The organism is Clostridium sardiniense, from assembly GCF_016907995.1.
Classification (GTDB): Bacteria; Bacillota; Clostridia; order Clostridiales; family Clostridiaceae; genus Clostridium; species Clostridium sardiniense.
Genome location: NZ_JAFBDA010000009.1, coordinates 87,976 through 110,713 on the forward strand (window position 1 = coordinate 87,976; position 22,738 = coordinate 110,713).

The following is a 22,738-nucleotide window of genomic DNA, read 5'->3' on the forward strand; positions in this document are numbered from 1 at the left end:
AATATTACTTTAAATTGACTTTTAGATGAATTATATATATGATTTAGTTTGAAATATAAACTATTATATTTTCGATGGAGGTAAATATATGGCTAGAAACCAAAATGGTAATGGAAATTTCCATTATAATAATACAGAGAAAAAAGATAAGAATTTTATGTATGCAGATATGAAAAGAGCCAATTGTTACAATTGTAATTTTTCAGGATCAAATTTTGATTATGTAAGTTTTAGAGGAGCACATTTTAAATCATGTAGTTTCTTAAATGGTACTTTTAAGGGAGCAGAATTTGTTGGTGCAAACTTAAAGGGAAGTAAGTTTAAAGAAGCAGTATTTGAAAATACTATATTTGATTCAGTAAAATTAGATGGTGCTAACTTTAAAGATGCAACATTTAAAAATGTTGTATTCTTAGGAACTGATTTAAAGACTGCTAAAAATTTAGATAGAAGCAATAAAGAGATTAGAATATTTGAAGAAATGCCAAAGATAGAAATTAGCGAAGAATTAAGGAATGCAGTTTTAGGTGCAATGGAAAATGAATTCGTTAAGAAGGCAAGAATTTTAGATACAAAAGATGGAGACATACATTTACTTAATCTAATGATTTTATTAGAAAACTTTGATGAAAAAACTTTAATTGAAGGGTTAAATAAGATACAAACAGAATTAGATAGAGATTTCCATACTTTAAGTTACATAATTAGATATTTAAATAAGTAATAAGAATTTATAAAAGATTAGATGTTTTATCTAATCTTTTTTATTTTGAGATAGAATTGTATAAATAAAAAATAGTAATTATACAGTATTTAAGTATTATTTACCAGTAGGGTTAAATCTTAATTATTATCAATGGTAGTAATGGGTGGTATAGGTTTTAAAATAATTTAATTAGGAGTAAATATTGTTTATTTATGTAAAATGCTATGGTAAAATATAGTAAAATTGAGCTTGAGCGTATTAAGCTATAAAGGGGTTTAAGATGGAGATTTTATTGATTGAAGATGATATTAAATTAAAACAATATATTAGTGAATACTTAGAAGCCTATGACTACAATGTAACAGTAATACATGATTTTGAAAGGGTCATGGAAACTGTTGAGGAGATAAGTCCAAGCTTAATAATATTAGATATTAATTTACCTAAGTTTGATGGATTTTATTTCTTAAAACTGATAAGGAAAAAGTATAAAACTCCAGTAATAATACTTTCAGCTAGAAGTGAAGAGGGAGAGCAGATAAGAGGTATGGAACTTGGGGCAGATGACTATGTGACAAAGCCATTTGTTATAGGGATATTACTTGCCAAAATTAATGCTTTATTAAGAAGAGTAAGTGAGTATAAAGATGATTCTAGCATTACAAATTATATAGATGAGAATGACTTAAATTTAATTCATGAAAGTATGAAATTAAAGTATGAGGGAGAGATAATAGAGCTTACAAAGAATGAATATAGAATATTAAATATACTATTACATAATAAAAATAAAGTTGTAACTAGAGAAGAGATACTAGAAGCTTTATGGGATGACACTACATTTGTTGATGATAATACTTTAACTGTTAATATGACTAGAGTTAAGAAGAGATTAAGTGATTTAGGAATAAAGAATTCTATTGTAACAAAAAGAGGAGTTGGGTATGTCTTTAATGGAATTGATAATTAGAGTATTTAAGATAAAGAGTAGAGATTTATTAATGTTTTCAATAAACACCTCTATAATATTATTATTTTACTATTTATTTTTTAAAGATAGCGAAACCTTATATCCACTAATACTTAGCATAACTGTGATAATTGTATATTTTATTATTGAAGTTATATCATATAAAAGATTTATAGAGAAACTAGAAGATAGCAAGGTAAGTCCTGATTATAATAATGCAGATGTTAATTACAGAGAAGAAGAAATATTAAATGTAATTAGTGATGTACATAAGAACTATCTTAATGAGATATATACATTGAGACAAGAAGTGAAAAATAGAGATATGGTATTTTCTAAATGGATTCATAATATGAAAACTTCAATAACTGTAATAGATTTAGCATGTGAAAAAAGCAATTTAGATATAGGAAGTAATAAATATATTAAAGATATAAAAGAAGAAAATAATATGCTTAAGAAGAATCTAGAAGAGTGTTTAAATGTAATAAGATTAGATGATTTCTCAAGGGATTATGTAACTGGTAAGTGTAATCTTAATGAGCTAATAAACAGTGTAGTTAATTTAAAAAAGAGAGATTTTATATATAAGGGTGTATTTCCTAAGGTTTCTATAGATAAAAATATATTTGTTTATACTGATAAGAAATGGTGTGGATATATGTTAGAGCAAATAATATCTAATGCTATAAAGTATTCAAAAAATGAAAAAGGAAATAAAATAGAGATATTTTCTATAGAAGAAAAAGACACAATAAAACTATTTATAAAAGATAGTGGAATAGGAATAAAAGAAGAGGATTTACAGAGAGTATTTGATCCATTCTTTACGGGGAATAATGGAAGAGAAGATAGAAGTGCAACCGGCATTGGTCTTTATATGGTGAATATAATAGGGGAAAAACTTGGGCATAATGTTGATATAGAATCTGAATCAGGGGTAGGTACAACAGTTAGAATTATATTTAGAAATGAAAGTGTTATCTAAGTTTAATAGAAATAGGGTTACAATGTTTCTAATTAATATTTATAATTTATAAAAGCTAATTAGAAACAGGTATTTAAATTATACTTTAGATTAATGGAAGTATAAAAGTATTATTAAATAATTATAAACCTTTCAAAAATGTAAGGTTATGTAAGGGGAATCCATTTGAGAGCTATGGGTTCCCCTTTATACTAAGATTATAAATAGAAAATAAATATAATTTTTGGTATAGAGAAAGGGAGAAAAGTATGGAGATTTTAAAAGTATGTGATTTAACTAAAGTTTATAGTTCATATAAAGGAGCGAAAGAGGTTAAGGCTTTAAATGGATTAGATCTATCAGTAAATAAGGGTGAATTTGTTGGGATAATGGGTCCAAGTGGTAGTGGTAAAACAACATTACTTAATATTCTTTCAGGAATAGATAAGAGTACATCAGGAAAAGTTATTATAAATAATAAAAATATAAGTAATATGAAAAAAGATAAATTAGCTTTATTTAGAAGAGAAAATATGGGATATATCTTTCAGGATTTTAACTTATTAGATAGTTTGACGTTAGAAGAGAATATAGGCTTACCACTTATTTTAGATAAAAAGAATGTAAGAAATATTAAAATGCGTGTTAGTGAGCTTATGAAGTTTTTTGATATTGAAGGTTTAAAAAATAAATATCCATATCATATTTCAGGTGGACAAAAACAAAGGGTAGCAGCTGCAAGAGCCTTAATAAATGATCCTTCTATAATATTTGCAGATGAACCAACTGGAAATTTAGATTCAAAGTCAGCTAATAATATAATGAATACAATGAGTAAGATGAATAATGATATAAATAGTACAGTCTTAATGGTAACTCATGATCCTTTTGCAGCATCTTTTTGTAAGAGAATTATATTTATTAAAGATGGACAAATCAAAATGGAAATTACATCAAATGGTGATAGAAAGAAGTTCTTTGATAAAATACTTGAGGTTCAAAGTGTTATAGGAGGACAAAACTAATGAAGTTTTCTTCTATAGTACGTAAAAATTTTATTTATAATTTTAATAAATATATATCATTTTATTTTGTTAATTCAATGATTATAGCCATGCTATTTATGTATGGAAGTTTATTATTTAATGATGAAGTAGTAGATAGTATAGGAAAAACATCATTATATGAAACAATTAATATGGCACTATTTGGGGTTATACTATTTTCTATAGTTTTCATTACTTATACTAACATGTCCTTCTTAAAGAATAGAGGAAAAGAGTTTGGAATGTATCTAACATTAGGTATGACAACAAAGGATTTAACTAAGCTTATTTTTGTAGAGAACTTAGGAATAATGTTAGCATCATTAGGAACTGGTATTTTAAGTGGAGCTATACTTGGAAGATTATTTTATATGGGATTAAATAAGGTGTTAAATAGTGTTGAAATCCCATATTCACTTAATTATAAGAGCTTTTTACTTAGCGTAGGAATTTTTGCATTAATATTTATAGGAAATTTTATATTTAATATATTTTATATAAAAAAAGTATCAATAATAGATGTTATAAAGTCTTCAAAGAAAAAGGAAGCAGGTAAATCTAATATGCTTATAGGATTAATATCTTTGGGGGTATTAATTATATCATGCTACTGTTTACCTAAGGTTATGCTTGGAGAAATATTAGGTGGAAAATCCTATATGATTGCAATTTTTGTAGGATTAACTTTAATATGTCCATATATGGTTATAGGCTCTGGAATAGCTGTAGTAAAAAATATATTAAGTAGATTCCCTAAATTATATAATAATAATTTATTGGTTTTATCAAACCTATCTCATAGATTTACAGCATATAAAAACATACTGTATATGGTATCACTTTTAATTGCTGGTGCAACATTCTTTGTTGGGTATAGTTACTCTATGTACACATCAGTTAGAGAGTTTACTGATATAGGAAATCCTTATGATATTATGTTTGTTGAAACAGCTCAATATAATAAAGCTGATAAGGATAAGGTTAAAGAAGTAATAAAAGATAACAATGGGAAAATGGAGAAGTATGATGTGTTAGAGTATGTAGAAGTACCAAGGTTTAAAGAGGATGATGGTATGATGACATATAATAGTGATAAGGAATCTATAGTAAGTGAGACAAATTATAATAAGCATATGGGAACGGAGATAGATGTAAAACCAAGTGAAGCTACTTATATAAGTTCATTAGATGAAAAAGTAGTAGATTTTTCATCATCTATATTAACTATTATGGATAAAGATCAATTACAAAAAATACAAGATGTATCAGCAGAGAATGGATATAAATTAAGTAAAGATGAGTATAAGAAAATTGCAGGAGAGTCTAAAAGCCTATATTTAGATGGAGATAATATAAGTGGAAGAAGTAATGTGCAATTTGCGAACTTTAGACATGGTGCAGATTATGCCGCAGGAAATGCACTTGTTTTAGATGATAAAGATTATGAACTGTTAAAAAATAATTCTAATGAAAAGTCATATAAAAAATTACACCTAATTAATATTAAGAATGGAGATAAAGCCTTTGAAGGATTACTTGGATATCTAATGAATATAAATAACCTTGATAATTCATTTTGGGCTGATGGTAGTTTGTTTGGAAAATATTCATATGATGAAAGAGGAATTAAAGAATCATATAGACCTATTTATAAAGAGGAGCTTATAAGTTTACAACTTGATAATAGTGGAATAATATTCTTTACTATGATATTTATAGGATTATTATTTGTAATAGCAAGTGGGGTAGTTTTATACTATAAGGTTTTATCAGATATAAATGAAGAAGAAGAGAGAATAACATCATTAACTAGAATTGGTATATTACAAAAAGAAGTTAAAGCTATAATTAGCAAAGAACTTGCAATAGTATTCTTTGTGCCTATTATTGTAGGCGGAGGAATGGGGATATATTATTTATATCTTATGAGCTATAATTCAGGAATGACAGACACTATCATGAAAAAATCAATGTTCATACTTATAATTGGAGCGATTATTCAATTCATTGCTTATTTAATAAGTAGAAAAAAATGTATTAGAGAAACTATTTCTTAAGGTTTTAATTTAATATACTGTATGTCAGAAATTAATAGATTATTAATTATATAAATCTTGAGAATATTTTAGATATTTATGAAAAAGATTAGATATTTTATCAACAGAACCAATTGATAATTTATCTAGTCTTTTTATTTTTAGATGAACTAGCTGGCAATAAAAGGTATAATGAAAGATAGAAATCTAAGGGTTATTAAGGGGGAGATAATATGAGAGATATTGATACTAATATAATTATTGAAGGTGATTTTAATGGGTGTATATCTATACAGAAAAATTGTACTACTATTTTTGAATCAGCTTATGGATATTCTGATTTAGCTAACAAAGTAGCAAACACAATAGATACAAAATTTGCAACTGCATCTGCTGGAAAAGTATTTATAGCAGTAGCAATTTTACAACTTGTTGAAAGAGGAAAATTAAACTTAAATGATACTATTGGTAAATTGCTAAATTTTGATTTACATGATATTGATCCAGATATAACAATTGAGCAATTACTTACTCATAAGTCTGGAATTCCAGATTATTTTGATGAAAGCGTAATGGATAACTATGAAGAATTGTGGATAGATTATCCTAATTATAAAATTCGAACATCAGAAGATTTATTGCCATTATTTATTACAAAGCCTATGATGTATACTAAAGGTGAAAGATTTCAATATAATAATACAGGGTTTGTTGTACTAGGTTTAATAATTGAAGCTATTACTAAAAAGCCTTTTGATCAATATCTTAAGGAAAATATATTTGATGTTATAGATATGCAGAGCACAGGATATTATGAATTAGATAGGCTACCAGCAAAATGTGCAAATAATTATATCTTTGATGAAGATAGAAAAGAATATTATACTAATATTTTTAGTGTTGAAGTAAAAGGGACAGGCGCTGGTGGAGCCTTTACTACTATTGGAGATATTGAGTGTTTTTGGAATGCATTATTATCTAATAAATTATTATCAACTGACATGACAGAAAAAATGTTAAGTGTACAAAGTTCTTGTGAGCATGATGATAATTACGGGTATGGTATTTGGCTAAATAAGAATTCTAAAGATAATAGTTTGCCATATTTTACAGGCTGCGACCCAGGTGTTAGCTTTATTAGCACTTATAAATTAGATGAGAATATTCTTATTACAATTGTAAGTAATTTTGGTGATGATGTTTGGAAAATTATGAGTGATATACAAAGTCAATTATTTGGAACCCATTAAAATTATATTAAATAAATATTTATGAAAGCAAAATGGTACCCATTGATATTTTATATAGTCTTCTTATTTTTAGATGAATTAATTAGTAAGAAAAAGTATAATGAAAATTAGGAATTTAATTAATTATTCAAGGGGGTATAATATGAAGCTTAATAAAATACATCATACAGCAATAATAGCATCAGATTATAAAAGGTCTAAGAAGTTTTATGTTAATATATTAGGGCTTGAAGTTATAAGAGAAGTTTATAGGAAAGAGAGAGATTCGTATAAGCTTGATCTTAAAATAGGAGATAGCCAAATAGAATTATTTTCATTCCTAAGTCCTCCCAAAAGACCAAGCTATCCAGAGGCTTGTGGGCTTAGACATTTAGCATTTGAAGTTGAGGATATAGAGGAAGTTGTAGAAGAATTAAAAACAAATAATATTTTAGTTGAACCTATAAGAATAGATGAATTTACAGGACGTAGATTTACCTTCTTTGAAGATCCAGATGGGCTTCCATTAGAATTATATGAATTATAGCTCTTAAAAAAGGGCTTTCCTATTGTAGGAAAGCCTTTTAAAGAAATCTTTATTTAATTTCTATTATATCACATTTAATACATGGAATAGTTATCTCGTTGCCTATAACTGCGGTATAGCTTACTAAGTCATAGAAAGTTCCCATAATAGTAACTGTATCATTTTCTAAAAGATTTCCTTTTAGCATATCATCCGTATATTCTATCAATATAATAGTATCATAATTATCATCAACAGCTAATCTAGCTTGCTTAAATCCAGCACCGTTCATAACTTGAAGAATTTTACCTGTAAATTTAACTTTTTTTCCTTGGTAATTTTCAGGATTTCTAGCTAAATTACTATATGTTATTCCTGTATTGTATCCTTTTTTTTCTTCTGCTAGTCTTTTAGCCTCAGCTTCTTTTTCTTTACGCTCTTTATCAGCTTTTTCTTTTGCTAGTCTTTCTTCCTCAGCCTTTTTTTCTTTTTCAGCAGCTTCTTTTTCTTTACGCTCTCTATCAGCCTTTTCTTTTGCTAGTTTTTCTTCTTCAATTTTTCTTTCTTCTTCTTTTTTATCGAACCAAGGCTTAGCTTCATCTACTTTCCCTTGTAATTCTTTATTTGTTTTTTGAAGATTTCTAATCTCCTTTTCGAGCTCTTTCTTTTCTAATTCAGCAGTATTAATATTTGATTTTAATACCTGTACTTCATTAACTGCATCTTGGGAAGGAGAGCTTACTATATTACCTATAATAATTCCTATAACTAAGCTAATAATTAATCCCATTATAAATTTACCTTTAGTTGATTTTAAAAATAATTCTCCTTTTTTCATAGTAATTTTAAAACTTCCTTTATTCATATATAGATCTCCTTGAATGTAATTATTTACTCTGCTTATAATATGATTGCACAAATATTTTGGTGATGAATGCAAATTACTGAAGATATCCCTGTAATATTATTAATTCTAGATTTATACAATATAAAATAATATAAGATGAAATTTTTTAATATTAACTAATTATTAAAACTAATACTAGATATTAAATTTACTATTTATTAATCAAATATTAAAATTAATATCATAAGTTTTTAAAAAATTTACAGACTATAATTAACTTTGGAAGTATATTTATTACGGAAAGCAGGTTAAGAGGTAGAGTTCTAATTATATAGTTACTATATAATTATTAGAATTTAGAAGAGTAGTATGGTTTTTAAAATTTAATAAAAAGATATAAGTTTAAAACTTATTGGAGAAATCTTTATATTACTTTTAATATAAAGAAATTTAGAATTATTTAAAGTAGGATGAGTAGTATGGTTAAGAATATTGATAGTTCTAATATTGAGATTGGAAGAAGACTTAAGACATTAAGGGTTTTAAAGCTTATAATTTTAATATCAATTATGATCTTAATTTTATATGGCTTTATTTACAGTAATGGGTGGTTTTTTAATACCTAAATTACTAAAATATTAAAATCTAGATAAAATAAAAACTTCTGTATTTGATTATGCAGAAGTTTTTTTATATAAATTTATTTTTTTGAGGTTTGAAGAATAGGTTGGATTATAAAGATACATAAAAGTGACCAAGTTATAGCGAGTTTGAAGTTATTTAAATAAATTAAAAGTATATTTGGAAGTAATAAAATAGCTAAGTATAAAATTTTGAACTGTGAAGTAAGTGAAAGTTTTGAATTACAAAAAGGACAGGAATTACTTAAATTAAAAAACTTTTTTGATAATGGAATTTCTTTTCTGCACTTAAAGCAAGTGGTAGATTTCATAATTATAACAACCTTTCTTTATAAGATATATATTAAAATATGTTAATGGGTTTCACATTTATTTACTATAATATTCTATAAATTAAGTATTAATTCTTTAGAATATTATATAATTATTATATGTAATAAAATTACAATTATAAGATGTTTAAATAAATGTAGGGGTAGATGTATGAAGAGAATTTCACTTGTTTCTTATTTATTAATAATACTAGTTACATTGATATCTTGTTCTCAAAAAATAAATTTTAGCAAATTAGAGAAATCTAAGTATGGAGATATAGGAGAAAGTAAAGAGATATCAGTAAGTATAAAGGAGACTGAAATAACCACTGATACTAAAGATATAACATTACTTTTTACGAATAATTCTGATATAGAATATAGTTATGGTGAAGAAACTCATCTAGAAATAAATCATAATAGAGCTTGGTATGTAGTTCCAATTTCGCAAAAAGTAATGTGGAATGATATAGGGTATATAATGCCTAAAAAAGATAAAACAGAGAAGAAGATTTTATTAAAGGATTACTATGGAAAATTAGAAAGTGGAAGATATAGATTAATAGATAAATTTTATTCTAATGGAAATGAAGTATTAGTATCAATAGAATTTAATGTTAAGTAAGGTTGAGATATAAGATTATCTACTATGTTAATTGATTATAAATTAAGCAAAGAATGCTATGATAGGAAAGTCATTCGTATATAAAAGGATAAAGAAATAAAATAAAAAATCTAAGTATTATAGTGCTATTTTATTAGTTAAGTTATCAAGTAAATAGAAAATGGATACTTATGTTAGTATCCATTTATATTTTCAGGTGGATATCTCCTTAGTATGAATCTAAAGAAAATAAATATAAAGCCAGCTATTAAAGAAATCAAGATTATCATCTCCTTATAGTTTTAAAGGATTTATATAGTTTATATATTAAATTTTGATTTTAATTTGCTTTCAACAAAAGGTATAGGAATTATTAGTGCTGATATTCCGAGCCCTGTATTTATAAGACTTAGATATTCAGGTTTCATATGAGAATTTGTTTTTAGAATAACAACAAAAATTAATAAGGCTAATCCTAATACACCCCATATCCTTCCAATCAAATGATTTGCATAGTTCCAAGCTTTTTTAGATGACATAGATCGTGTTGTTCTATAACCAGATAAACTATTTATTTGTTTACATGGATTTATACTATATGTTCTACCTACAATTATCATCGTTAATGGTATTATTAAATCTACAATCCAGAAAAAAATCTCCATAAAAACCCCCTGAAATAAAATGTTTTATTCCATATTATTATCCAGTATTTGTATATAAATATTATACTGAATTTCAGTATTATTTATCTAATGATAAATTCCTTAAATTTAGCTTTCATAAGAGAAATTATGCTGTTAATCATCATTTATTTAGATTAAGTACTTGTACATAACGTTTACAAATTTATTCGGGGTTTTACATTAAATAAAGGATATGCTTTAAACTAGTGTTGATTTTCAGGTAGAGCTGTAAGTACATCGTAATTAACACTTAAAATACAGCCTAAAATAAAAATGCAGATTAACTTTAAAATATAGAATTAATGTTGTAAATTAATTCTATATTTATATATAGCTATTTACTCTTTATTTCTTGTAGTTCTTTCTGTAATTCATTTATCATTTCATTGTGGGCATCTGGTTTACTAAATATTTTATTTTGTACTCCTTTTGGGAACATCTCTTTTATATCTTTTCCATAGTCATCACCAGAGCCTGGCATTTTGTATGACAATATATTTAAATTATCATTTTCTTTTTTAATTTCCAATACTAGAGGTACAGAACCTCCACCACCACTTTCATTTTCTTTTAAAACCCAAAGATATATTTCATTATCACTTGATCCTAAAATTTTAAAAGCACTATATGTCTCCTCATCACTCACAACTATATCATTTTCTGTTTTATTGTCGATATATTCCCTAATAGTCTCTTCATCTTTTTCTGTAATAGTCATAGTATTAATATTTTTTTCATTAATATTTTTCTTAGTAATAGCAGTACATCCTAAAAATAAAGTTACAGTAAGTAAAATAATAAATATACTAATTTTCTTATTCAAAGAACCCCTCCTCACTTTAATTTACCTTTATTGTATAATAAGTACAGTGGTGTCTCAATACTAAACTGATTTTTAAAAAATATATATTAAAAATATTTTCTATTATTTTGCTTTAATCACTTTCCCATCAGTGAAATTTTCATTGTCTTACAAGCTTAATCTTTTTAATTTCCAACCACTTTACACTTACATTACTTTTAATTTTATAGTATTACCTTTACTACACAATAATTTAAAACAAAGCCTTTTAAAAAGAGTATTTAAGTATTAGTGTTAAAATTTTAAATCTATATAAAATAGATAGAATTTTTATATGATATAGGATTATAATTAATACATTACTGGAAAATATGGAATAAATTTATTAGGTAATTTAAGGGGGAAGTTTTATGAGAATTGGAATTGTTGGACCATCAGAAGGCGAGATTATGCCTTTTATAGAATGTATAGAGAATAAGGAAGTAGATGATTTTGCTAGATTGAAATTTTATAGTGGGAATTATGGAAAAGTAGATGTCGTAGCACTTTACTGTGGAGTGTGTAAGGTTAATGCGGCAATAGCAACTCAAGTATTAATAGATAAGTTTGATGTTACTCATATTATAATAACTGGAGTAGCTGGTGGTATTGATGAGAGATTAAATGTTTGTGATACTGTAATATCAACAGAAGTTGCATATCATGATGTGGATGAAGCAATTTTAACAGAGTATCATCCATGGATGGAAAATATATATTTTAAGGCTGATAATAAGATGCTTTCTATATGTGAGGATATAATAAAGAAAAATAAATTTAATCAGAAAGTAGTATTAGGTAGGATAGTTACAGGAGAGGCTTTTATAACTAAAGAGGGTAGGACAGAGATAGTTTCTAAGTATAATCCACTTTGTGTAGATATGGAAACTGGGGGCATTGCACATGTGTGTTATGTAAATAAGATTCCTTTTATAGCAATAAGATCAATAACAGATACTGAAGGAGATTGTGGAATAGAAGTCTTTGAAGAAAATTGTAGCAAAGCATCACATAATTCTATTTATGTATTAAAGAAATGGTTAGAGACTATAACTGGATTTATAGAATAATTAATAGTCTCTTATATTTATGATGATAAAATTCAAGAAATCTATTTAATTGCTTTACCAATTCTCTTTATTATAATAATAGGAATGGTTTTTTAAAGTGTAATAAAACAATAATAATAGGTGAAAAAGGGGAGATTAAGATGGGATTCAATATTCAAAAAAGAACTATAATGATATTTCCACAATTTAAAAATATTAATATAATAGATGAAATAAGAGAAAGATATGATCCACTTGCGAAGCATGTTAGGCCTCATATTACTCTGGTATTTACATTTGAAAGTAATCTTACATCAATTGAACTTAAGAAACATTTGAAAAAAGTTCTTTCTGGGACAAGATGTTTTAGATTAACTTTACAAGAAATAATAAAGATTGATAATGCTTTAGGAATGTATCTATTTTTAGATATAAAACAAGGTAATAAGGAAATAAAGAAATTAAATGAAAAATTATACACTGGAATTTTAGAAGCATATAAACCAGAGTGGTTAAATGAAAAAACATTTATGCCTCATATGACTATAGGTAGTTTTACTTCAAGAGAATCTTTAAATAAAGCATTTAAAGATTCTGAATCTATTAAAAAAAGTTTTGAGACAATAGTGGATAAAGTTTCTGTTGAAATTATTGATGAAAATGAAGACTCTATTATTGAGATGGAAGTGGATTTAAGTGATGAGTAACGTAAGTTTTATATGAAAATATATTATATAGAATTAAAGGGGGATGATGAGAATGATACACAAAGGTACTCAAAGAATATATACAAACAGGCTATCATTAGAAAAATTCAAGTTAGAAGATAGCAAGGCTGCTTTTAAGAACTGGGTTAATGATCCTGAAGTTACAAAATATTTAACATGGAATCCACATGGTGATTTAAGTGTCACAAACTCATTAATAAATTTGTGGATTAATGAATATAAGAATCGTGATAATTACAATTGGGCTATCAACTTAAAAGATGAGAATGAAGTTATTGGTAGTATCGCTGTGGTAGAAATTGATGAAGAAAATAAATCTTGTGATATAGGATACTGTATGTCAAAGAAATATTGGGGCAAGGGAATAATGACTGAATCTTTAAAGGCTGTAATTGATTATTTATTTGAAGAAGTTGATTTTAATAAGATAACAGCAAGGCATGATACAAGAAATGGTGCATCAGGCAAAGTTATGGCTAAGAGTGGAATGGAATATGTTGAAACTTTAAAGGATATTGAAATACCTAATGATAAGGGAGTTTGTGATGTGAAAATTTATGAAATCTCTAAGGAGGAATGGGAAAAAGCAAGGAATATTATTGATTAATTTATATAAAGTATTAATAAAAGGGATGTTAAATTGACATTCCTTTTATTAATAATATCATCTCAATATAGAAATTTATTTATGATACTAAATTATATAGAAAATAAAAATATATAAAATTTATGGAATTGAAAGATTGTACTTATAATATAAATTAATTAGAATTAATAATAAAATTTTATTGGTAGAGGTGAAATATTTGAAAGTAACAGCATTAGTAGAGAATACTACTGTATCAACTGACTATAGGTGCAAGCATGGATTATGTTTGAATATAAAAACTTCAAATCATAATATATTATTTGACTTAGGATCAGATGATCTATTTATTGAAAATGCTAAAAAGTTAAATATTGATATAAAAGATATAGATATAGTAATTATATCTCATGGGCATAGGGATCATGGTGGAGGACTTAGTACATTTTTAGAGGAAAATAAAAAAGCAAAGATATATATTAATAGAAATGCTTTTATGCCACATTATGTATCTATATTTGGTATATTTAAAGGTTTTATAGGACTAGATATTTCTAATAAATTTAATGATAGAATTATATTTGTAGATAAAAATTTGAAGATAGATGATGAGCTATATTTATTTTCAAATGTATCAAGGAGAGAGTTAGTAGCAAAAGCTAATAACTCATTACTTATGAAGATTGACAATAAGTATATTAAGGATAATTTTAAACATGAGCAAAATCTAATAATAACAGAGAATGATAGACATACATTAATTACTGGATGTGCTCATAATGGAATAGTAAACATCTTAGATAAAGGTGAAGAAATAGTAGGACAAAACCTAAATACTGTAATTGGTGGTTTCCATCTATTTAATCCAGCAATGAGAAAGCATGAGAGTAAGGAATTAATTAAAGCTATAGGTGATATTTTAGCTATTAAAGATACTGAATTTTATACTTGTCATTGCACTGGGATAAGAGCTTTTAATATTTTAAGAGATGAACTTGGGGAACAGATTAAGTATTTATCAACTGGGGGTATTATAAATATTTAGAATTTAATGTAGATATGATATCTAAGGTGCTTTTATTATATTTTTAAAAGTATAGATATGTAATAAAAAGAGATAGTAAGATTAAGGTCTTACTATCTCTTTTTATTACAATATGTTTTCTATGATAAGTAGAAAAATATTTTGATAAATAATTTACTTAAAGTAGGTACATCAGTATAAGAAGATCATAGGCTAAGCTATAATTTAAATGTAACCTAAAATATTTTTTAAAGTTTGTATCTCTTTTTTGTGACCTTCTAGTTCAAGTGGAGTCTCTAAGAAAAATGGTTTACCTTTTATACTAGGATGAGACATAAAATTAATTATAGCTTGCATCCCAATTTGACCATCACCTATTGTTGTATGTCTATCTTTATTTGCCCCAAAGGGCATCCTACTGTCGTTTAAATGAATTGTTTTTAGATTATTAAGTCCTATAATTTTATCGAAATTTTCAAGAACTTTATCTAGGTTATTGACTATATCATATCCGGCAGAAAATACATGGCAAAGATCTAGACATATTCCTAATTTTTCATCGAGTTGTACACCATCTAATATTCTTTTTAAATGTTCAAATTTAAATCCTATCTCAGTACCTTTTCCGGACATAGTTTCTAAAAGCACTGTTATATTTTGATCTTTAGTTATACCTTGATTTAAACCATTTGTTATCTTATCTATTCCAGTATCAATGCCACAACCTATATGACTTCCGGGGTGCATACAAAGATATTCTATTGAGAGTGAATCCATTCTTTGTATATCTTCTTTTATAACTCTATTTGAAAATTCATACACTTCATCCTTTGCACTTGCAAGATTCATAGTGTAGGGTGCATGAGCTGATAGAGGACCAAAATTATTTTCTTTTCTTATTTTCTGAAACTTTTTTATATCATCTTCATCAAGAATCTTAGAATTACTTCCTCTTGGATTTCTACTAAAGAATTGAAAGGTATTTGCACCCATTTCTAAAGCAGTTTCTGCTGCCTTTGTAAATCCTTTTGCAATTGATAAATGAGAACCTATTACTAGCATTTTTATGTCTCCTTAAAATGAATTTATATATAAATAATTGTTCCCAATAAGGCTATATATAATTATTAAATATACAAATTAAGATTAGGATAACTTTCATTAGTATTGTTAAAAAATTGCACAATAAAATGTGAAATATAGAAAATAGATTCTATATATAATAAAATAACCATGTGTTTTATAAATTAAATAAATTAAAAGGGGAAATATATGAAGAAAAAGACTTTAACTTTAATAATAGGGGGATTAGCTGTAGTTATAGTATTAACAGCTGGGATATTAGGTTATAAATATAAGGAGTATAAAAAGTACTTGGTTCTAAGTAGGCAAGCTATTGATAATAAAAATTATTATGAGGCACTTAAAGATTTGCAAGCAGCTGCAAATATATATGATAAAAATTCAGATATTAAATTACTTCAAAATATAATTTCAACCTATGAAAAGGCAAATGAAAGCTATAATAAAAAAGATTATAATGAGGCTAAAAAGTACATAGATGAAATACCAAAGGAATATGAAGAGTATTCTATAAAGGAAGATATAGATAATCTTAAAGATAATATAGATAAAGCTCAAAAAGGAATAGAGACTGCATCAAAAGATATAGAAGAAAATAAAAAAATATTAAAAACTCAAGAGTTTAAAGAAGGTAAGAAGGACTTAATAAAAATAGATACAGCATATGCTACAGATGAGCAGAAAAAAGAGATAGATAATATTATAAGTGAAGGGAAAAAGATAAGAGAAGAGCAAAAGAAAAAAGAAGAAGATATAAAGATACAAAAAGAAAAAGAAGTAAAGGAAAAGGCAGCAAAAGAAAAAGCTGAAAAAGCCAAGGAAGAGGCAAAAGCAAAGTCTATAGATAGTTTTGCTGCAACTAATATACCTTTACAAGGCACCACTCAAGGAGGTTCAATTCATGTTGTTTCTCCTAAATTGGGGATACAATTTGATCTACCAGCAAGCTATAGAGGTAAGTATAGAATAGAGTATGTCAATGATGGAATGACTATATATTATAACAAAGCACGAGAAGGTGGACTTTTAGTTAAGATATATAAAGGTGACAAAAGTGATTTTGTTGATGGAGGAACAGTGAGTGTTGGAGGAAAAGTATTTACAGTTGGTGGCCCAATGGACTTTAATATCCCTCCAGATGATCCAAATATAAATGAGTTTGCAACTCTTTCATCAGGTGAGATAGGACCTATTAAAGTTTCAGAAACTATAAGACCTTATAAAGGATAAGATAATAAATAAAGATAACTTTAGTAAATAGAGCAAAGAGGGATTTTTTAATCTCTCTTTTTTATCTGAGAGTACTAAGTTTCTTATTAAAAACTATTAAATTGAGTTCTTTTAGTATAGTAAAATAAAGTTTAAAAAAACTAGATATCTAGATATATAGAGAAAAGTGGATTAAATTGAAGAAAATCTATATATGTATTATAAAAAAGAGAATAATTGACTACTAGTCAAATATAATGAGGGATATTGATATTTAAGTTCAGGAAGACATTTACATATAACTGATATAATGTAAATATGGTAGCGTGCTATGTTTAACTAAATATTAATTAAGGAGGAGATTATATGAAGTTTGATACTATTATTAGAAATGGAACTATTATAACTGCTACCGACATTTTTAGAGGTGACATAGGAATAAAAAAGGGAAAGATAAATAAAATAGGTATTTCTTTAGATGAGGATGGAGATATAACCATTGATGCCACAGGGAAATATATATTTCCAGGGGGAATAGACCCACATACTCATCTAGATATGCCTTTTGGTGGAACTTTTTCAAGTGATGATTTTGAAACCGGAACCATAGCCGCGGCCTGTGGAGGTACAACTACTATAGTTGATTTTGCAGTTCAACCAAAGGGTGCCAATCTAAAAGAAACTGCAAGGATTTGGAGAGAAAAAGCAGAGGGGAAAGCTGTAATTGATTATGGAATTCATATGAATATAACTCATATGGATGATGAAATTCTAAATGAAATTCCATTAATGATTAAGGACGGGTATCCAAGTTTTAAGGTGTTTATGACTTATGAAGGTATGAGAGTAGATGATGGAATCCTATTTAAAACTTTAAAGCAGGTTAATGAAAGTGGTGGACTTACTTGTGTACATGCTGAAAATTTTCATATTATAAAATGCAATGTGGAAAGATTACTTAATGAAGGAAAGATAGAGCCTAAATATCATGCTATATCAAGGGGGCCACTAGTTGAAGGAGAGGCTGTAGGAAGAGCTATCAAAATTGCTAAGATGGCAGAGGCACCACTATATATAGTTCATAATACTTGCAAAGAAGCTGTAGATGAAATAGCTAGAGCAAGGGAGGAAGAATATCCTATAATGGGTGAAACCTGTACTCAATATTTATTGTTATCAGAAGATGAGTATTTCAAGGATGGATTTGAAGGAGCAAAATGCGTTATGTCTCCACCTCTTAGGAATAAAGAGAATTTTAAATACTTATGGAAGGCTATAAGGAATAATACACTTCAAGTTGTTGCTACAGATCATTGTCCATTTTTTATGAAGCAAAAGGAACTCGGAAAGGAATCTTTTGATAAAATTCCAAATGGAGCACCTGGAATAGAGCTTAGAATGGCTCTTTTATATACTTATGGTGTTCTTAATAAAGAGATTAGTGTAAATAAATTTGTAGAAGTTACATCAACAAATGCAGCAAAGATTTATGGAATGTATCCTAATAAGGGAACTATAGCTGTTGGTAGTGATGCTGACTTAGTTATTTTTGATCCTAAAAAAGAAGTCGATATTACTTCAGAAAAGCTTCATGAAAATGTAGATTATACACCTTATGAAGGATTTAAGCTGAAGGGATTTCCAGAAGTTACATTAAGCAGAGGGGAAATTATTGCAAATAAAGGTGAGTTTGTTGGAAAGATTGGAAGAGGAGAGTTCTTAAGGAGAAATTCTCCTATAATTTTATAAACTACTAATTAGAGGAGGATTTTTTATGAACATATATGAAGAAATAACAAGGCTTGCAAGGGATATGCATCCAATGGCTGTAGACTTTGCAAAAAGGCTTTTAAAAGTGCCAGCTCTTTCAGGAGATGAAAAGGGAGTTGCAGATCTTTATATAAAAGAAATGAAAGAATTAGGTTATGATGAGGTATTTAGAGATGATTTTGGAAATGTTGTTGGGATAATAAATGGAGAAGAAGATGGTAGAACAATAATGTACAATTCCCACTTAGATCATGTGGATACAGGAGATTTAAGTGAATGGGGCGGATATGATCCTTATGGAGGAGAAATAGATATCTGTGAGATATTTGATCAGGACCAAATTAAAATAGAGAAAACAGAAGTTATACATGGAAGGGCAGCAGCTGATGTTAAAGTTGGTGGAGCATGTCAAATATATTCAGGAGGCATTTTGATAAAGCTTAGGGAAATGGGATTTAAATTTAAAGGAAGATATATGTTTACAGGAGTTGTACTTGAAGAACCAGCTGAACAGTTAGGGATGAAAATGCTTTTAGATAATACCTTTAAAGAAAGAGGAATAGAATATGATGGAGTTGTTTCAAGTGAAGCAACAAGTTTGAAGTTATATTTAGGACATAGAGGACGGGTTGAAATTTTAGTCACAGTTGAAGGAGTGACCTCACATGGCAGTGCCCCTTGGCTTGGAGTAAATGCAGTTAATAAATCCACAAAGCTCATAGATAAAATTGAAGAGGTTGTTAGTAAAAATGCAAAGAAAGATGAGCATCTAGGAAAATCAAGTATAGCATTAACAATTATTAATTGTACACCTGGTTCTATGTGTATAGTTCCTGACAGATGTTATATAACTTATGATAGAAGATTTATCCCAGGGGAGGAGTATAAAGATTGTATAAAGCAAATACAAGGTGTAATTGATAAACTTTCAAAGGAGGACAAAGATTTTAGAGCTAATGTTAAAGTTGCATCAGTTCCTAGAACAACTTATACAGGAAAAACTGTTGAGGTACCAAATATTAAAGAGGCGTGGAAGATTGATAGAGATAGTGAATTTGTAAAGGCAGCAGCTAAAGCTTTAGAGAATGTAGGACAAGAAGTTAAGTATGGCTATTGGGATTTTGGAACAGATTTATCTGTTATAGCAGGAAGAGATAAGAAGCCAGCTATTGGATATTCACCAATGCAAGAATTTTATTGTCATAGACCTGTAGATAGAGCTAGAATAGACTTCATGGAAAAGGCATTAGCAGGTAATGTTAGTATATTCTTATCTCTTAGTGAAGTATCAAAAGAGGAATGTCATATTAAATAATTCTTTAATACAGCAATCAAATATATATGTATAAGTAAAAGTAAGGTAAGTTATAGATTAATATAATTTACCTTATTTTTATTTATTGAAAATAAGATTCATATGTTTATGGATGGTGTGATTAATATATAAAATATAGAGTAATAGTAATAACTTATTCATTAATAAATATGGAGGTAAGTATGGGAAGACGATTTACAGGGTCAGTATTTTGTTTAATATCAGCAATTTTATTTTCAACAAAATATATAAGCGCTGCAATATTCGGATCTAATGTTGTATCATGGAATGCTGAATTATTTGGTGCTATGTTGGAATATGTAGGGGCAACTCTTAATATATTAAGCATAATTTCTTTAATAATAGGTATTGCCTATCTTGTTGCTGTAGAATTTAAAAAAGAATAAAATATTGTTAATATTTCCCTAAAAGATAAATAACATTTCGGTTTTTAATAAGTTTACTAAGTAAAATAATATTTATAAATAAACTTAATTATTAATATGATAGAAACGTTTGTTGGATAATAAATAATATTTAAGATACAATGGAAATAAGAGGAAAGAGATGGTGGCTTTTGAATTGTATTTACTGTGGAAAGAGATGTACAGAAACTAGTAGAAAAGTATCTATAGATAATATCACTTTGTGCACATGCTGTGATGAGTGTGAGAAGAGATTTAATAAATATTATAATGATATAAAGAAAAACAAAAATAAATTTTTATTATTAATAATAATTAGCTGCATTATATCTATATTTAGTTGCTTTTTAAATGGAGTATGGGGATTCGTTTTACCTTTTATATCTTTTGGTTTGACAATAATAAATTATCCCTATACAACTTTTGGTTTTATAGAGTTAGTTGGGGCAAGGAAAAGTATAACTATTACAAGAACATTTGGGTTGATGCTTATAATTATAGGAATTCTTATATATGCTTTTTAAAAATAATATATTTTTGTATATATTATGTAGAAAGACTAGTTCACAAGTAGCGTGTTACATAGGGAAAAAGAAATATTAATTTACTAAGGAAAAATTTTTATAAGAGTTACAGGGGGAGAAGTTATGACAGATTTTATTTTAGCGGCTTTGCCATGGGTAGTTTTTGGAATCACTATTGCAGTAGTTCTAACTAATTTCAGTAAGAAAAAGAAAAGTAGAAATACTACAGAAAGTCAAAATGATTTTGAAGATACAAATGTTGTGAAGGAAAAAGAAAATACCGAAGAAGATTATATGTCAATTGGAATGAGTCTTGGAATGTGTTTTGGTATAGTAATAGGTTCAGCATTTATGGAGGCAGTTGGGACAAGTGCTCTTACTTATGGTATCTGCTTTGGAATGCTTGGTGGAATGGTTGTAGGGATGAACGTTAAGAGAAAGTAATTTCTAATTTATTTGAGAAATTAAATTATAAAAAGTAGTAATAATTGATTGTTTAATAAAAATGTTATATTAATAGTTCCAGTATTTAATAAATCATAATTTATTGGTACTTTTAATGGTTAAATCCAAAGAATATAAATGTATAAATTAAAATTATTGATAAAATTAATGGTACTATAGTATCATTAATTTTATAATATGGGTATTTTTATGATATATATTTACTATAATTGCAATTGATACAAGAACAATTTATAGAAACTTAAAAATAGATGATAAAGAAAATTTAATTGATGTAGATAGTAATAAAATAGTAGAGAAAATAAGTATTATAAATATTTATATGTATAAAATTAATATTTGAGTATGGTTATGGGGGGATAAAATTGAATATTTTAATTGTTGAAGATAATGTTGATATAAATAATCTTATTTCTAGAATACTTGAGACGGAAGGGTACTCAGTAAGGGAAGCATATTCTGGTTCAGAAGGAATGATGTGTATAGAGCAATTTGAGTATGATCTTGTAATTCTTGATTTAATGCTACCTGGAATTAGTGGAGAAGAGCTTATAGAAAAGATCAGGGATAAGAGTGTTGTTCCAATAGTAGTTATATCTGCCAAGGAAGGAGTTCAGAGCAAAATAAATGTACTTAAGCTAGGAGCTGATGATTTTATAAGTAAACCTTTTGACAATGATGAAGTTCTTGCTAGAGTAGAGGCTCAGCTTAGAAGATATAAAAAGTTTTCTAAAAAAGAAGTTAAAAAAACTAAGTTTACATATAAAAATTTAGTTCTAGATTTAGAAACTAGACAAGCTTTTATAGGAAATAAAGAAGTACTATTAACTGCAAGGGAATTTTCTATAATAGAACTTCTAATATCAAATCCAAAGAAGGTTTTTACAAGAGCAAACTTATTTGAATCCGCATGGAACAATGAATTCTTAGGTGATGATAACACAGTAAATGTCCATATAAGCAATTTAAGAACAAAGCTTTCAAAACTAGACCAAGAAAACGAATATATAAAAACCGTGTGGGGTATAGGCTTTAAATTAGGTGAAGAGATTAATTAACTAGTTATTATTAAAGCCTAGATATAAAATAAATATCTTAAGAGAGCTAAATAAAAACTTAAGATTTGCTTAATCTTTGATTTATGATA

Annotated in this window: 24 protein-coding genes; 20 read left to right on the forward strand and 4 right to left on the reverse strand. The window is 27.0% G+C overall.

The window, feature by feature from the left end; all coding sequences use genetic code 11:
- Positions 1–88: 88 nt before the first annotated feature.
- The 7 genes from JOC62_RS09415 to gloA2 all read left to right on the forward strand — a co-directional run bounded on the left by JOC62_RS09415 (position 89) and on the right by gloA2 (position 7,501).
- A complete protein-coding gene (locus tag JOC62_RS09415; RefSeq protein WP_204595012.1) occupies positions 89–724 on the forward strand; it encodes a pentapeptide repeat-containing protein in 636 nt (211 codons plus the stop codon).
- Positions 725–986: 262 nt separating this feature from the next.
- Positions 987–1,676 carry a response regulator transcription factor gene (locus JOC62_RS09420; RefSeq protein WP_204595013.1) on the forward strand — a complete coding sequence of 230 codons (690 nt, stop codon included), beginning with the start codon at positions 987–989 and terminating at the stop codon, positions 1,674–1,676.
- Positions 1,651–2,664 (forward strand): sensor histidine kinase, encoded by a 1,014-nt coding sequence (locus tag JOC62_RS09425; RefSeq protein ID WP_204595014.1) that lies wholly within the window; start codon positions 1,651–1,653, stop codon positions 2,662–2,664. Before JOC62_RS09420 ends, JOC62_RS09425 begins: the two co-directional genes overlap by 26 nt.
- Positions 2,665–2,912: 248 nt before the next feature.
- Complete coding sequence (locus JOC62_RS09430) at positions 2,913–3,668, forward strand: ABC transporter ATP-binding protein (RefSeq protein ID WP_204595015.1); 756 nt, start codon at positions 2,913–2,915, stop codon at positions 3,666–3,668.
- Complete coding sequence (locus JOC62_RS09435) at positions 3,668–5,746, forward strand: ABC transporter permease (RefSeq protein ID WP_204595016.1); 2,079 nt, start codon at positions 3,668–3,670, stop codon at positions 5,744–5,746. The genes JOC62_RS09430 and JOC62_RS09435 overlap by 1 nt, the downstream gene beginning before the upstream one ends.
- 212 nt (positions 5,747–5,958) lie before the next feature.
- The gene (locus JOC62_RS09440) at positions 5,959–6,975 is read left to right on the forward strand and encodes a serine hydrolase domain-containing protein (RefSeq protein ID WP_204595017.1); all 1,017 of its coding nucleotides are present in this window, start codon (positions 5,959–5,961) and stop codon (positions 6,973–6,975) included.
- A gap of 142 nt (positions 6,976–7,117) precedes the next feature.
- On the forward strand, positions 7,118–7,501 hold the full coding sequence (gloA2, locus tag JOC62_RS09445; protein WP_204595018.1) for an SMU1112c/YaeR family gloxylase I-like metalloprotein: 384 nt from the start codon (positions 7,118–7,120) through the stop codon (positions 7,499–7,501).
- 49 nt (positions 7,502–7,550) lie between these two features.
- Here the strand turns inward: gloA2 and JOC62_RS09450 are convergent, their stop codons facing one another.
- Complete coding sequence (locus tag JOC62_RS09450) at positions 7,551–8,345, reverse strand: hypothetical protein (protein ID WP_204595019.1); 795 nt, start codon at positions 8,343–8,345, stop codon at positions 7,551–7,553.
- A gap of 461 nt (positions 8,346–8,806) precedes the next feature.
- Here JOC62_RS09450 and JOC62_RS09455 point away from each other — a divergent pair, with 461 nt between their 5' ends.
- The gene (locus JOC62_RS09455) at positions 8,807–8,953 is read left to right on the forward strand and encodes a hypothetical protein (RefSeq protein ID WP_204595020.1); all 147 of its coding nucleotides are present in this window, start codon (positions 8,807–8,809) and stop codon (positions 8,951–8,953) included.
- 498 nt (positions 8,954–9,451) lie between these two features.
- Entirely contained in the window at positions 9,452–9,907 is a 456-nt protein-coding gene (locus JOC62_RS09460) for an immunoglobulin-like domain-containing protein (RefSeq protein ID WP_204595021.1), read from the forward strand.
- 299 nt (positions 9,908–10,206) lie between these two features.
- On the opposite strand, the gene JOC62_RS09465 is transcribed toward JOC62_RS09460, so the two are convergent.
- Entirely contained in the window at positions 10,207–10,551 is a 345-nt protein-coding gene (locus JOC62_RS09465; protein ID WP_204595022.1) for an SdpI family protein, read from the reverse strand.
- A 355-nt stretch (positions 10,552–10,906) separates the two neighbouring features.
- Entirely contained in the window at positions 10,907–11,395 is a 489-nt protein-coding gene (locus tag JOC62_RS09470) for a hypothetical protein (RefSeq protein ID WP_204595023.1), read from the reverse strand.
- Between the two features lie 389 nt (positions 11,396–11,784).
- On the opposite strand from JOC62_RS09470, the gene JOC62_RS09475 reads away from it, so the two are divergent.
- The 4 genes from JOC62_RS09475 (at position 11,785) to JOC62_RS09490 (ending at position 14,821) form a co-directional block, all read left to right on the forward strand.
- Positions 11,785–12,483: a 5'-methylthioadenosine/adenosylhomocysteine nucleosidase gene (locus JOC62_RS09475; protein ID WP_204595024.1), complete on the forward strand. Its 699-nt coding sequence runs from the start codon at positions 11,785–11,787 to the stop codon at positions 12,481–12,483.
- Between the two features lie 140 nt (positions 12,484–12,623).
- A complete protein-coding gene (locus JOC62_RS09480) occupies positions 12,624–13,169 on the forward strand; it encodes a 2'-5' RNA ligase family protein (protein ID WP_204595025.1) in 546 nt (181 codons plus the stop codon).
- Positions 13,170–13,221: 52 nt separating this feature from the next.
- Positions 13,222–13,797 carry a GNAT family N-acetyltransferase gene (locus JOC62_RS09485; RefSeq protein ID WP_204595026.1) on the forward strand — a complete coding sequence of 192 codons (576 nt, stop codon included), beginning with the start codon at positions 13,222–13,224 and terminating at the stop codon, positions 13,795–13,797.
- Positions 13,798–13,987: 190 nt separating this feature from the next.
- Positions 13,988–14,821 (forward strand): MBL fold metallo-hydrolase, encoded by an 834-nt coding sequence (locus JOC62_RS09490; protein ID WP_341534801.1) that lies wholly within the window; start codon positions 13,988–13,990, stop codon positions 14,819–14,821.
- A 204-nt stretch (positions 14,822–15,025) separates the two neighbouring features.
- Here the strand turns inward: JOC62_RS09490 and JOC62_RS09495 are convergent, their stop codons facing one another.
- Positions 15,026–15,862, reverse strand: coding sequence for a deoxyribonuclease IV (locus JOC62_RS09495; RefSeq protein WP_204595028.1), 837 nt, complete (start codon positions 15,860–15,862; stop codon positions 15,026–15,028).
- Positions 15,863–16,072: 210 nt separating this feature from the next.
- Here JOC62_RS09495 and JOC62_RS09500 point away from each other — a divergent pair, with 210 nt between their 5' ends.
- The 7 genes from JOC62_RS09500 (at position 16,073) to JOC62_RS09530 (ending at position 22,649) form a co-directional block, all read left to right on the forward strand.
- Positions 16,073–17,113 carry a hypothetical protein gene (locus JOC62_RS09500; protein ID WP_204595029.1) on the forward strand — a complete coding sequence of 347 codons (1,041 nt, stop codon included), beginning with the start codon at positions 16,073–16,075 and terminating at the stop codon, positions 17,111–17,113.
- A 345-nt stretch (positions 17,114–17,458) separates the two neighbouring features.
- Positions 17,459–18,841, forward strand: coding sequence for a dihydropyrimidinase (hydA, locus tag JOC62_RS09505; RefSeq protein ID WP_204595030.1), 1,383 nt, complete (start codon positions 17,459–17,461; stop codon positions 18,839–18,841).
- Between the two features lie 25 nt (positions 18,842–18,866).
- Positions 18,867–20,177, forward strand: coding sequence for a M20/M25/M40 family metallo-hydrolase (locus tag JOC62_RS09510; RefSeq protein WP_204595031.1), 1,311 nt, complete (start codon positions 18,867–18,869; stop codon positions 20,175–20,177).
- A 182-nt stretch (positions 20,178–20,359) separates the two neighbouring features.
- Positions 20,360–20,584, forward strand: coding sequence for a hypothetical protein (locus JOC62_RS09515; RefSeq protein WP_204595032.1), 225 nt, complete (start codon positions 20,360–20,362; stop codon positions 20,582–20,584).
- 170 nt (positions 20,585–20,754) lie between these two features.
- A complete protein-coding gene (locus JOC62_RS09520; protein ID WP_204595033.1) occupies positions 20,755–21,126 on the forward strand; it encodes a hypothetical protein in 372 nt (123 codons plus the stop codon).
- A gap of 123 nt (positions 21,127–21,249) precedes the next feature.
- On the forward strand, positions 21,250–21,570 hold the full coding sequence (locus JOC62_RS09525) for a hypothetical protein (protein WP_207758169.1): 321 nt from the start codon (positions 21,250–21,252) through the stop codon (positions 21,568–21,570).
- A 380-nt stretch (positions 21,571–21,950) separates the two neighbouring features.
- Positions 21,951–22,649 carry a response regulator gene (locus JOC62_RS09530; RefSeq protein ID WP_204595082.1) on the forward strand — a complete coding sequence of 233 codons (699 nt, stop codon included), beginning with the start codon at positions 21,951–21,953 and terminating at the stop codon, positions 22,647–22,649.
- The last annotated feature ends 89 nt before the right edge of the window (positions 22,650–22,738 follow it).